This window comes from Photobacterium lipolyticum, assembly GCF_003026475.1.
Lineage (GTDB): Bacteria > Pseudomonadota > Gammaproteobacteria > Enterobacterales > Vibrionaceae > Photobacterium > Photobacterium lipolyticum.
The window spans coordinates 369,948-382,166 of the sequence record NZ_PYMC01000001.1 but is presented as its reverse complement, the minus strand read 5'-3'; the positions used below and the strand labels follow the sequence as shown (position 1 = coordinate 382,166).

Sequence of the window (12,219 nt, the reverse complement as noted above, 5' to 3'; positions counted from 1 at the left end):
TATGGAAATATTTAATTTATATTTAAGTGGCGCCGGCTGGTAACAGGCGGATGGCAAAACAAGCGAGTAAATGGCCGATATCCTGTTGGTTTACCGACATTCTATTGTTTATTTTATAGTAAGAGATAGCGGCCAGTTAATCGAAATTAGACATAAATATCTAGTAGACCCTTAGGCGGTTTCTTCTTGGGTTGATCACTTTCCTGTTCATTGTTTCTTTCTTTTTTTGGCTCGACCCGCTGTCGCCGTTCATCAATGAGTGATGCCTGAGTTACTTTTTTAAGTTGTTTTTGAGCGGGCGGTGGCAGATTGTTGTTCGGGTTGATCATGTCATTGCCTCATCAAACTGAAAGTGTCTGATTACAACATCGGCAACCAAATGTACGTCTTGAGTGTTTTTTGTTCGCTTTTTGGTTGTGAAATCGACGGTGGGTAATGTTAGAGATTGAAATATGGATGTTAAGCTGTACAAGGAGTAAGCGGGTACTTACTCCTTATCTTCTGAGGGTTGGCATTATTCTAGAGGGGGCGTTGTCTCGATTGGTATTAACTACAACATTTTTTGAATTTTTTGCCACTACCACAAGGACAAGGATCGTTGCGGCAAACTTTATTGCTTACTGTAGGGCTGACCACTGGCGCAGTCGATTCGTGTGATAATGGTGGCTCTTGCGTCGATGACTCGGGATAGTCTCCATCAATGTAGAACCATTGTTGCTCACCATTAACGGGCTCTCTCAGAAAGCGAGAACGCTCATGCAAACAATATTGTTTTTTCCCCTCTTGGTAATAGGCCTTGAATTCGACGAAGCCTTCGCCGGTATCTGCAATTTCACTGCTGATGACGTCAAGACCCAGCCATTGAGAGTCCACCGATTCGGCAATAGCCTCACGGTATTGCTCTGCCTGACAACTTGGATGGTAGGTTGCGATAACAAAGTCTACCAAGCCTAATACATGCGCGCTGTATCGGGCACGCATAAGTCGCTCTGGATGCTCAGCTTGTATCGCTGACAAATGTATCGGCTGGCAGCACTCTGCCAGTGATTTCTGGCTGCCACATGGGCAGGGTTCTTGAGGGTTTGACATGATTATTTTGTTGCTGCTTTTTCAAAAAAGGTCGCCCATTTTAATGATTCGGCATAGCGATCTGCAACGTTTGTTTCATTGATGCCAAGTTGTTTACTGTATTGGCTGACGTCGTCCCACTGCGCCAGATCGTAGGCAGTGGCTAATTTGAGAATGGTGCCCAGTGTCCCGGTCTGGTTAACCAGAGCTTGTTGAATCTCTTCACTTAAAGGTAGGAGGGTGATCAGTTCATCAATAGGTTGATCCAACAGTGAATCAAGCAATGAAAAGAGTCCGGTTAAAAAGGCCTGATTGCCGCTAATCTTAGGGGTGACAAGTATTCCCAGTCGTTCGCAAAAATGGGCGCGCTGTAGCGATAAGCTATATAACGATTGTGGTTTGTCTGCTAGCGCATGAGAGGCGGCAACAAAGGAAATAAAACGTCGTAGCTTTTCTTCGCCAAGATAAACTAAAGCCTGTTTAAACGAAGATATCGCCTCGGTGCGTGCTGAAGTCATGGTGTTGACATGGCGCAGCAATTTATAGGAAAGCGACACATCGGTGGCGATGATACCTTCGACCTTGTCGTAATCGACCTCTGGCAGGCAAATCTCCTGATAGAGGCGGATCGTCGATAAAGCCGAAGGGGCTAAAGATTTGCGTTGAACCATCTCTGGTTTGCTAAAGAAAAAGCCCTGGAAAAGGTCGAATCCAGCGTCACAAGCCGCAATGAACTCTTCATGGCTCTCTACTTTTTCAGCCAGAAACTTAAGGTTGCCGTCTTTATGGCGACGAATGAAAAAACCAGCCCTTGCAACAGGCGTCGAACGTAAATCGAACTTAACAATATGAATATAGGGTAAAAAACGATTCCATTCTTTACTTGGTATAAAGTCATCCAGAGCAAGTATGTAACCTTTCTGGTGAAGCTCTGTCACGGCTTCTAACAATTCGTCAGTTGGTTCACAGGTTTCAAGAATTTCAATGACGAAACTCTTTTTAGGAAACATCAGTGGAGTGCGCTGAATTAGGCTTGTATATGGGAAGTTTACAAAAAACCGTTTATCATCAGTAATTTGCAATGAACCAGACGTAATGAAGTTATCGATTAATAAGCGATTGGTTGCTTGTTCATCACCGACATCCGGAAAGCAGTTATCTGGCCCGTCTCGAAAAAGCAATTCGTACCCTACGGTTGCTTTTTCTTTGTTCAGTATTGGCTGTCTAGCATGGTATGAATGCATGATGACTAATGCAGGCTCTTGATTTATAAGTGAAATATTATTTAAGGTAATAATATCGAATGACAAGTCAGATAACAGATGCGATGTCTTAACTTACGAATAGTACAAATAATTATAGGTACACATAGTGATAGTTGTAACATATTAAAAGAATGATGAAGAATATCGAACAATATGAGACATTGATGGATAATATTGTTCTGTTATTAATGTTTTGGGTTATATATGACCGCCTTTATTTTATACCAATCCCACTAAATATTTTATTATTCAAATAATTGCCGTTGATAGTTGGCTTGCTTCCTGACGGAACGGGCCTGGCTACAATGAAAAGGTACGCTGGGCGTACCGTTTTTTGTCAGTACTGATTAGAAAAATCCCTTTTCTCCAACCGATTACCTTCTGGTCTGCATACCAGCACCGAACCATGATCATACCAGTCACCTAACACGATCCGAGTGGCGGCTTTTCCACCGACGATTAACGTGTGTACGCCAGGGCGATGAGTATGACCATGGATCATACTGAGTACGTTATGCTCTGCCATCACTTTGCTCACTTCATCAGGAGTCACATCCATGATCGTCATATTCTTGGCTTGATTATTCTGACTGCTGCTACTTCGTATTTTATCACCGATCCTCTGGCGATAACGCAGGGGCAAACGGAAAAACAGCCACTGAATAAATCGGTTATGCACTTTTTTACGATAACGCTGATAAGCCTCATCTAAAGTGCACAGCGTATCACCATGAAGGATCAAGGTCGGTGTACCATACAAGTCAATGATGCTGTGTTGTGGCAACAATTGTACGCCAGTTTCCCGGCTAAAATGCGAACCAACGAGGAAATCACGGTTACCATGAATGAAAAAGCAAGGTACGCCTGAATCGGTGAGTTGCTTAAATGCATTTTTGATTTGCTGGTGGAAGGGGGAGTTGTCATCATCACCAATCCACATTTCAAACAAATCCCCAAGCACATAGAGGGCATCGGCCCCTCTTGCTTCTTGCTGCATGAATGAGAGAAAACAATCAGTAATGTCAGTACGTTCGGCACTTAGGTGCAGATCTGCAATAAAAAGTGTAGTCATAAGGAAGGATAGGGTGGCAACAAGGCCACCCTGACCGAAGAATTAATCTTCGATCGTTACGCTATTGATAGCCACTTCTTCAACTGGTACGTCCTGGTGTACATAACCCCAGTTACCCGTAGAGACAGCTTTGATTTTATTTACTACGTCCATACCTTCAACAACTTCAGCAAACACGCAGTAACCCCAGCCATCAGGTGTTTCTGATTTGAAGTCCAGGAATTTATTGTCGTTAACATTAATGAAGAACTGAGAACTTGCAGAATGCGGTGCATTTGTGCGGGCCATTGCAAGCGTACCAACTTTGTTGCTCAGGCCATTGTTCGCTTCATTTTTGATTGTTGCACGGGTTTCTTTCTCGACCATGCCAGAGGCCATACCGCCGCCCTGGATCATGAAACCATCGATAACACGGTGAAAAATAGTATCGTCGTAGAAACCGTCACGGCAATATTGCAGGAAGTTTGCACACGTTTCAGGCGCTTTTTCTGAATTTAGCTGGATCTTGATGTCACCAAAAGTAGTGTGAAGCGTTACCATGAGTCTGTCCTTTAATGGATGTATATAGCTTTTAAAGTATATAACTTTCTTTAATGTTGGATTTTATCTTATTAGTACCTGTTCATACAAATTTTGATCTGTTTGGTGGTGTCCCAAATGGGGGCGGTAAAAGGTTAGTAAAAATCATAAAGCGGTATTGGAACGGTGATTGATACTTTTATTTTTAGTGGATTACGTCAAGCGGTTTAGCGAGATAAAGAAGGTAAGGCTGGCTTTTTCTTATCTTATAGATGAAACCTGCCATTGTTCGGCATAACCTGAGGTATTTTTCCTTGCCTTCATTTGCCATAAAAGGTGTAATTACTGTTCTTAATAGTAACCCCATAAAATGAGTAATTACGAGATATGTTAAAGATCTATAACTCACTGACAAAACAGAAAGAGGAATTCAAGCCCATTCAGCCTGGTAAAGTAGGCATGTATGTCTGTGGGGTTACCATTTACGATTTGTGTCACATTGGCCATGGTCGTACTTTTGTATCTTTCGATGTTGTGTCTCGTTACCTACGTTACTCTGGTTACGATTTAACTTTTGTTCGAAATATCACTGATATCGACGATAAGATCATCAAGCGTGCAGCAGAAAACGGCGAGAGCTGCGAATCATTGACCGAGCGTTTGATCGGTGAAATGCACTCTGATTTTGATGCGCTGGGCATGAAACGTCCTGATATCGAGCCGCGTGCAACAGAATTCATTGCTGAAATTATTGCAATGTGTGAGCGTTTGATTGAACGTGGCTTTGCTTATGTTGCGAGCAATGGCGATGTTATGTTCGAAGTGAGCAAGTTCGAAGAATATGGCCGCCTGTCTAAACAGGACTTAGATCAACTACAAGCCGGTGCACGTGTTGATATCGACACGGCGAAACGTTGTCCGCTTGATTTCGTATTGTGGAAAATGTCTAAGCCAGGTGAGCCAACATGGGAATCACCATGGGGTGCTGGCCGTCCGGGTTGGCACATCGAATGTTCGGCAATGAACTCTGCCATTCTTGGTGATCACTTTGATATTCACGGTGGTGGTTCTGATCTACAGTTTCCACACCATGAAAATGAAATTGCACAGTCATGCTGCGCAACAGGTTCACAATACGTGAATACCTGGATGCACAGTGGCATGGTAATGGTTGACCGTGAGAAGATGTCTAAATCATTAGGTAACTTCTTCACCATCCGTGATGTTTTAGGCTATTACGATGCCGAAACTGTTCGCTACTTCCTAATGTCTGGTCACTACCGCAGCCAGCTGAACTACAGCGAAGACAACCTCAAGCAGGCGCGCTCTGCTCTTGAGCGACTTTATACCTCTTTGCGTGGTCTTGACTTGACGGCTAAAGCGGAAGGTGGTGAAGAGTTCGTTTCCCGTTTTAAAGAAGCGATGGATGATGACTTTAATACCCCGGAAGCCTACTCGGTGCTGTTTGATATGGCGCGTGAAATCAACCGATTGAAATCTGATGATCTGGCAGTGGCCTCTGCACTGGGTGCACGCATGCGCGAACTGGCTGATATTCTTGGCCTGTTATCCCAAGAGCCAGAAGCTTTCTTGCAAGGCGGTGCAGGTGAAAGTGATGATGTAGCTGAAATCGAAGCGCTGATCCAGCAGCGTTTGGATGCCCGTGCAGCGAAAGACTGGGCAGCTGCCGATGCGGCCCGTGATAAGCTGCTATCGATGGAAATTATTCTGGAAGACGGCCCACAAGGTACGACATGGCGTCGTAAATAAACCTTAGTTCTCAATGAAAAAACCGGAGCAGTGGCTCCGGTTTTTTTATGCCCGATGGAAGGCTTTTATCGATTGATCTTACTAAAGAATTACCAACCAATATAAAATCAAGACGGTACGCTATCATCTTTCAGATGAACAATAAAATTTGATCCGGTGTCACTGTTCGAAAATCACGCGCTCCAATTCGAGCGTCATTGATCACATTAAGAGTAGAAATTCGAAAATGTTCATTTATTTCTGATTATTATGCTTTCCGATGTATAACTCAGATGTGCTTTGTTCCCCCAGATGAAAGCACAGATTGCTAAGGATGATAATAATGAAAAAAATATGGCTTGCCGCTGCCGTTGGCAGCACCTTGCTCGCGTCTCCTGCTTTTGCCCAATCAACTCCTGACTCCAATAAAATCGTGGTTGCCCACCGTGGTGCCTCGGGATACCTGCCTGAACACACCTTACCGGCCAAAGCGATGGCTTATGCCATGAAGCCTGACTATATTGAGCAGGATGTGGTGATGACTAAAGACAACAGGCTAGTGGTGCTACACGATCACTTCCTTGATCGCGTTACCAATGTTGCCCAGATTTTCCCGAGTCGTGCCCGCGAAGACGGCCGTTTTTATGCTATTGATTTTACTCTTGCCGAAATCAAGCAGCTGAGCGTGACTGAAGGCTTTAACATTAAAGATGGCAAGCAAGTCCAGGGCTTCCCGGAACGTTATCCGATATGGAAGTCTGATTTTAAGGTACCGACCTTCGAAGAAGAAATCGAGATGATCCAGGGGTTGAACAAAACGCTGGGTTACGACATTGGTATTTACCCAGAAATCAAAGCGCCATGGTTCCATCGCCATGAAGGCAAAGATATCAGTACAGCGGTGTTAAAAGTACTTAAAGAGTACGGCTATACCGACAAAGCAAGTAAAGTCTACCTTCAGACTTTTGATTTTGATGAGCTTAAGCGTATTCATGACGAGCTAATGCCAGCCATGGATATGGATGTGAAACTGGTTCAGCTACTGGCATACACCGACTGGAACGAAACTATGGTGTATAACGGCAAAGGCCAAGCGCAGCCATACAATTACGATTGGATGTTTGTAAAAGGCGGGATGGAGGAAGTCGCAAAATATGCTGATGGTATTGGCCCGTGGAAGCCAATGGTGGTATCTGATCAGTCTACCAAAGGGAATATCAAGTTAACGGGCTTGGTGAAAGCCGCTCACCAGCACGGCATGCAAGTGCATCCTTATACATTCCGTGCAGATACAGGTCGTATTCCGGCGTATGCAAATAATTTCAACGATATGTTAGATATTTTCTATAATACCGCAAACGTCGATGGGGTCTTTACTGACTTCCCGGATCGGGCTGTAAATTATCTGTCAGTCCAGAAATAATCTGTTAAATAAAACATAGATCGCCATCAGGGCGGTAACTCGTAGTGGCAATAAGGCGACGCTGTGCTTGGCGTCGCCTTATTGCTCATTAGTTTTTATTTTTAGTCTTGAATTAAATGCGGTGTTAGAGCTGTTCAGGCAGTTCACTGCCACAGTTTTTACAGAATTTCGCATCAGACTCATGGCCGCCACGGGTGCAGTTCATGCAGCGTATCAATTCCCGTTGAGCTTTCATCTCCTGGCTCAGTTCTGCGGTGATAATGCCGGTCGGAACGGCCAATATGGAGTAACCGAGCAACATGGTCATGGATGCAACCGCTTTACCGAGAAAGGTGTGCGGAACAAGATCGCCATAACCGACGGTAGTGATGGTGACAATTGCCCAGTAGATACTTTGCGGAATACTGGTAAAGCCATTGTCTGGCCCCTCAATAACAAATATCAATGCGCCGAAAACGGTCACAAGAATGAATACGGAGCTGAAAAATACCAGGATTTTGCGTTGGGATTGAAGTAAAGCACGCAGTAAGATATTGGAATCTTTGAGGTAACGTGCCAGCTTCAATACCCGGAAAATACGTAATACTCTAATCAAACGAATGATGAGTAAGTAGTGGGCGCCGGGAATCATGAGCGCAAGATAGACCGGTAAAATGGCGATTAGATCGATGACACCAAAAAAACTCCGCGCATAAGCAAGCGGTTTAGGTGAGCTATATAGCCTCAACAGGTATTCAACGGTGAAAAGGAGCGTAAAAACCCATTCGCCGTAAAAGAGAATGTCTGAGTACTGCTCTTGAATATGGGTGACTGATGAAAGTACGAGAATTAACTCTGAACTCAGTATTGCGAGGATTAACACAATGTCAAAGTTCTGCCCCGCACGGGTGTCGGTACCGAAAATGACTTCATAGATCTTTTGCCGAAGGGTGAGTATGGACATGTTATTTCTTTGCTGAGTTATAGGGTTAGCCTTAGCATAAAGAAGAAAAGCGGCTTAAGCCAGAGTAGCAATAGCAAGAAAGGTTGTTGAAAAGGATTACGATTTTATCGTAACCCTTTTCCTTTGTGCGACGTTATGCCAATCCAGGGAACAGGGCCCGTAAGCCCGTGGCAATAAACTCGATCCCTAATGCGGCAAGGATTAAGCCCATAATACGTGTAATAACGTTAATACCGGTTTGACCAAGAAAACGCACTATGATCGGGGCACCGCGGAATAACAGCCAGCAACAAAACGCAAAAATGCAGATGGTGAGTGCAATGCCGATTGTATTTGGTAAGCCTGGGAAACGGGCGCCATAGACAATGGTTGAGCTGATCGCACCCGGCCCCGCCATCAAAGGCATAGCTAAAGGTACGACACCAATTTGCTCTCGGCTTGCCGATTCAGATTTTTCTTGTTTATTCTGTTTATCCTCACCCAGCTTACCACTCATCATCGAGAAGGCGATGGTAAGCAGTAGCAAACCACCCGCAACCCGGAATGAATCAAGCGAAATGCTGAACATATCCAGCAAGAATTGTCCTGCGAGTAGTGAGACGGTCAGAATAACCGCAACTGCGATATTGGCCGTAACAGCGGTTTTGTTTCTTTCTTCTTGGCCCATGTGCGAAGTTAACGAAACGAAGATAGGCATGATACCTATTGGGTTTACTGCTGCGATAAGACCGACGAAAAATTGTAGGAAAATGGCGAATTCTAAAGACTGCATTGTTTGACCATCAGACAAACGTTGATAAAAAAGAAGATAGCTTCTTGAACTGAGCAGAGTGCCTCTGTCATCGGCGACACTTTAAGCTAAAGAACGTAAATCCACCAATTAAAAATAGTTATATCAAACCCTAAACAATCTTATGGATTTTAAAGTGTTAATAGGCTGTAAATATACGTGTGACTGTATTACTCTTAGTGGGTGAACAACGTGCCAGTTAAAGGTGAATCAAAGATTAGTCAATTAGCCTAAAAAAACGTGATCAGTTTCACAGTTAGTGTTATTTGTTGTAATGAATGTAAGTTTATTACGTAATATTCACAACCTGTGATGACAAGAAAATTTACATCGTGCTGAGGGATCAAGTAACTAGCTCACAAATTTACTCTGTAAGGTGTTGAATATGGCTTCTACAGATCAAGGTTTGACGATTTTTACTCCTTTTAAATGACAAGTGATCTAAATCAAATTATTTCACGGTGTGAAATTTTATAATCAGTTTTGAAAGCGATTTACTAAGCATGTGTGTTGCGGGATTGTTGGATGTGTTCACTACCTTCCTGCCGCTTGAAAGGATTTAAGACGTATCCTTACTAAAAAGTTTTTAATATTAAGTTAGGAGTTAACTATGCCTGTTACAAATATGGCTGAACTAGATGCAATGGTTGCCCGCGTTAAAGCTGCTCAAAAAGAGTTTGCGACTTTCTCTCAAGAGCAAGTTGACAAAATCTTCCGTGCTGCTTCTCTAGCGGCTAACAACGCTCGTATTCCTCTAGCTCAACAAGCTGTAGCTGAGTCTGGTATGGGTATTGTTGAAGATAAGGTTATCAAAAACCACTTCGCATCAGAATTTATCTACAACAAATACAAAGATGAAAAAACGTGTGGCATTCTTGACGAAGACGAGAGCCTAGGCACATTCACTATCGCAGAACCAGTCGGTATCATTTGCGGTATCGTACCAACTACGAACCCAACATCGACTGCAATCTTCAAATCTCTTATTTCTCTTAAAACACGTAACGCAATCATCTTCTCGCCACACCCACGTGCTAAAAACTCAACGAACGATGCAGCTAAGCTTGTACTTGATGCTGCTGTTGCGGCTGGTGCGCCAAAAGACATCATCGGTTGGATTGACCAGCCTTCAGTTGAGCTTTCTAACGCGCTAATGAAGCACGATGACATTAACCTTATCCTTGCGACTGGTGGTCCAGGTATGGTTAAAGCGGCTTACTCTTCAGGTAAACCAGCTATCGGTGTTGGTGCGGGTAACGTTCCTGTTGTTATCGATGAAACTGCTGACATTAAGCGTGCAGTCGCATCTGTTCTTATGTCTAAAACGTTCGATAACGGTGTAGTTTGTGCTTCTGAGCAGGCTGTTATCGTTATGGACGAAGTCTATGACGAAGTGAAAGCACGTTTTGCTTCTCACAACGGTTATGTGCTGTCTAAAGCAGAAGCGGACAAAGTACGTAAAGTTCTGCTAATCGACGGTAACCTGAACGCAGCTATCGTTGGTCAGCCAGCAACAAAAATCGCTGAACTAGCAGGCGTTAAAGTACCTGCTGACACTAAGATCCTTATCGGTGAAGGTGTTGAAGTTAAGTACGAAGACGAATTCGCTCACGAAAAACTGTCTCCTACACTGGGTATGTTCCGTGCGTCTTCTTTTGAGAACGCGGTAGACCAAGCGGTAACAATGGTTGAGATTGGCGGTATCGGTCACACATCTGGCCTGTATACTAACCAGGATGTTAATCAGGATCGTATCAAGTACTTCGGCGACAAGATGAAGACTGCACGTATTCTTGTAAACATCCCGACGACTCACGGTGGTATCGGTGACCTTTACAACTTCAACGTTGCGCCTTCTCTGACTCTTGGTTGTGGTTCATGGGGTGGTAACTCTATCTCTGAGAACGTAGGTCCTAAGCACCTTATCAACAAAAAGACAGTAGCGAAGCGAGCTGAGAATATGTTGTGGCACAAACTACCAAAATCAATCTACTTCCGTCGTGGTAGCCTTCCAATTGCAATGAGCGACCTTGAAGGTAAGAAGCGTGCATTCCTAGTAACGGACCGTTTCCTATTCAACAACGGTTATGCTGACGGAGTGGTATCACTTCTTAAAGCACAAGGTATCGAAGTACAAACGTTCTTCGACGTAGAAGCGGATCCAACGCTATCTGTTGTTGAGAAAGGCGCTGAAGCAATGAAGAGCTTCCAGCCTGACGTAATTCTTGCTCTTGGTGGTGGTTCTCCAATGGATGCCGCGAAGATCATGTGGGTAATGTACGAGCACCCAGAAACAGCATTTGAAGAACTGGCAATGCGCTTCATGGACATCCGTAAGCGTATCTACAAGTTCCCTAAAATGGGTAAGAAAGCTGAGCTTGTATGTATCACTACTACATCTGGTACGGGTTCTGAAGTTACACCTTTCGCGGTTGTTACCGACGACAAGACTGGTGCTAAGTACCCACTGGCTGACTACGAGCTAACGCCTCACATGGCTATCGTTGATGCGAACCTGGTTATGAACATGCCTAAGTCGCTAACAGCATTCGGTGGTTACGATGCAGTTACTCACGCACTAGAAGCATACGTTTCTGTTCTTGCGAACGAATACTCTGACGGTCAGGCTCTTCAAGCGCTTAAGATGCTTAAAGAATACCTACCTTCAAGCTATGCGAATGGTGCTGCTGACCCAATCGCTCGTGAGAAAGTACACAATGCTGCAACTATCGCTGGTATCGCGTTTGCGAATGCCTTCCTGGGTGTGTGTCACTCAATGGCTCACAAGATTGGTGCTGAATTCCACATTCCACACGGTCTTGCTAACGCACTGCTTATCTCTAACGTTGTACGTTACAACGCGAACGATAACCCAACGAAGCAAACTGCATTCTCTCAGTATGACCGCCCACAAGCGCGTCGTCGTTATGCAGAAGTTGCTGACCACCTTGGTCTGTCTCAAGCTGGCGACCGTACAGCTCAGAAAATTGAGCGTCTACTAACTTGGTTAGAAGAGCTTAAGGGTGATTTGGATATTCCACTATCTATCCAAGCGGCAGGTGTTTCAGAGTCTGACTTCCTGGCGAAACTAGACGAGCTATCCGTTGAAGCGTTTGATGACCAGTGTACTGGTGCAAACCCACGTTACCCTCTAATCAGCGAGCTGAAAGAAGTACTAACGTCCGCTTACTACGGTACTCCGTACGTTGAAGGTGAAACGTTCGAAGGTACGACTGTTATCAAGAAGTCTGAAAAAGACGTTGTAGTTGCTGAAAAGACAGCTAAAGCAAAGAAAGAAACAGCTAAAGCATAATCATCTGTTATAGCTAGCGCATTTCTTTTGACATAAATTATTAAGCCCGCCACTTTGGCGGGCTTTTTTAGATCAGT

At 44.2% G+C, this 12,219-nt stretch carries 10 protein-coding genes; 3 read left to right on the top strand and 7 right to left on the bottom strand.

The annotated features are described in order from the left end of the window. Nucleotides 1-146: 146 nt before the first annotated feature. The 5 genes from C9I89_RS01635 to C9I89_RS01615 form a co-directional block, all read right to left on the bottom strand. Nucleotides 147-329, bottom strand: coding sequence for a hypothetical protein (locus tag C9I89_RS01635; RefSeq protein WP_107281593.1), 183 nt, complete (start codon nt 327-329; stop codon nt 147-149). Nucleotides 330-546: 217 nt separating this feature from the next. Continuing rightward, on the bottom strand, nt 547-1,089 hold the full coding sequence (locus C9I89_RS01630) for a YchJ family metal-binding protein (protein WP_107281592.1): 543 nt from the start codon (nt 1,087-1,089) through the stop codon (nt 547-549). A 2-nt stretch (nt 1,090-1,091) separates the two neighbouring features. Then, nucleotides 1,092-2,312 carry an EAL and HDOD domain-containing protein gene (locus C9I89_RS01625; RefSeq protein WP_107281591.1) on the bottom strand — a complete coding sequence of 407 codons (1,221 nt, stop codon included), beginning with the start codon at nt 2,310-2,312 and terminating at the stop codon, nt 1,092-1,094. A 358-nt stretch (nt 2,313-2,670) separates the two neighbouring features. Further along, nucleotides 2,671-3,405 (bottom strand): UDP-2,3-diacylglucosamine diphosphatase, encoded by a 735-nt coding sequence (lpxH, locus tag C9I89_RS01620; RefSeq protein WP_107281590.1) that lies wholly within the window; start codon nt 3,403-3,405, stop codon nt 2,671-2,673. 42 nt (nt 3,406-3,447) lie between these two features. Further along, on the bottom strand, nt 3,448-3,945 hold the full coding sequence (locus C9I89_RS01615) for a peptidylprolyl isomerase (RefSeq protein ID WP_107281589.1): 498 nt from the start codon (nt 3,943-3,945) through the stop codon (nt 3,448-3,450). Nucleotides 3,946-4,311: 366 nt separating this feature from the next. Between C9I89_RS01615 and cysS the strand changes: the two genes are divergently transcribed. Together cysS and glpQ are read left to right on the top strand one after the other, a co-directional pair. Then, complete coding sequence (gene cysS / locus C9I89_RS01610) at nt 4,312-5,694, top strand: cysteine--tRNA ligase (protein ID WP_107281588.1); 1,383 nt, start codon at nt 4,312-4,314, stop codon at nt 5,692-5,694. 322 nt (nt 5,695-6,016) lie between these two features. After that, nucleotides 6,017-7,096 (top strand): glycerophosphodiester phosphodiesterase, encoded by a 1,080-nt coding sequence (gene glpQ / locus C9I89_RS01605; protein WP_107281587.1) that lies wholly within the window; start codon nt 6,017-6,019, stop codon nt 7,094-7,096. Between the two features lie 124 nt (nt 7,097-7,220). On the opposite strand, the gene C9I89_RS01600 is transcribed toward glpQ, so the two are convergent. Together C9I89_RS01600 and C9I89_RS01595 are read right to left on the bottom strand one after the other, a co-directional pair. Beyond that, the gene (locus C9I89_RS01600; RefSeq protein WP_107281586.1) at nt 7,221-8,039 is read right to left on the bottom strand and encodes an ion transporter; all 819 of its coding nucleotides are present in this window, start codon (nt 8,037-8,039) and stop codon (nt 7,221-7,223) included. A gap of 133 nt (nt 8,040-8,172) precedes the next feature. Then, nucleotides 8,173-8,811 (bottom strand): YchE family NAAT transporter, encoded by a 639-nt coding sequence (locus C9I89_RS01595; RefSeq protein WP_107281585.1) that lies wholly within the window; start codon nt 8,809-8,811, stop codon nt 8,173-8,175. 628 nt (nt 8,812-9,439) lie between these two features. On the opposite strand from C9I89_RS01595, the gene adhE reads away from it, so the two are divergent. Next, nucleotides 9,440-12,142: a bifunctional acetaldehyde-CoA/alcohol dehydrogenase gene (adhE, locus tag C9I89_RS01590; protein WP_107281584.1), complete on the top strand. Its 2,703-nt coding sequence runs from the start codon at nt 9,440-9,442 to the stop codon at nt 12,140-12,142. Nucleotides 12,143-12,219 lie beyond the last annotated feature (77 nt).

Bases quoted from the DNA above. Each gene is read 5' to 3' on its own strand.
- C9I89_RS01625 (WP_107281591.1), bottom strand. From the start codon at position 2,312: ATGCATTCATACCATGCTAGACAGCCAATACTGAACAAAGAAAAAGCA.
- lpxH (WP_107281590.1), bottom strand. From the start codon at position 3,405: ATGACTACACTTTTTATTGCAGATCTGCACCTAAGTGCCGAACGTACT.
- C9I89_RS01630 (WP_107281592.1), bottom strand. From the start codon at position 1,089: ATGTCAAACCCTCAAGAACCCTGCCCATGTGGCAGCCAGAAATCACTG.
- cysS (WP_107281588.1), top strand. From the start codon at position 4,312: ATGTTAAAGATCTATAACTCACTGACAAAACAGAAAGAGGAATTCAAG.
- C9I89_RS01635 (WP_107281593.1), bottom strand. From the start codon at position 329: ATGATCAACCCGAACAACAATCTGCCACCGCCCGCTCAAAAACAACTT.
- C9I89_RS01600 (WP_107281586.1), bottom strand. From the start codon at position 8,039: ATGTCCATACTCACCCTTCGGCAAAAGATCTATGAAGTCATTTTCGGT.
- C9I89_RS01615 (WP_107281589.1), bottom strand. From the start codon at position 3,945: ATGGTAACGCTTCACACTACTTTTGGTGACATCAAGATCCAGCTAAAT.
- adhE (WP_107281584.1), top strand. From the start codon at position 9,440: ATGCCTGTTACAAATATGGCTGAACTAGATGCAATGGTTGCCCGCGTT.
- glpQ (WP_107281587.1), top strand. From the start codon at position 6,017: ATGAAAAAAATATGGCTTGCCGCTGCCGTTGGCAGCACCTTGCTCGCG.
- C9I89_RS01595 (WP_107281585.1), bottom strand. From the start codon at position 8,811: ATGCAGTCTTTAGAATTCGCCATTTTCCTACAATTTTTCGTCGGTCTT.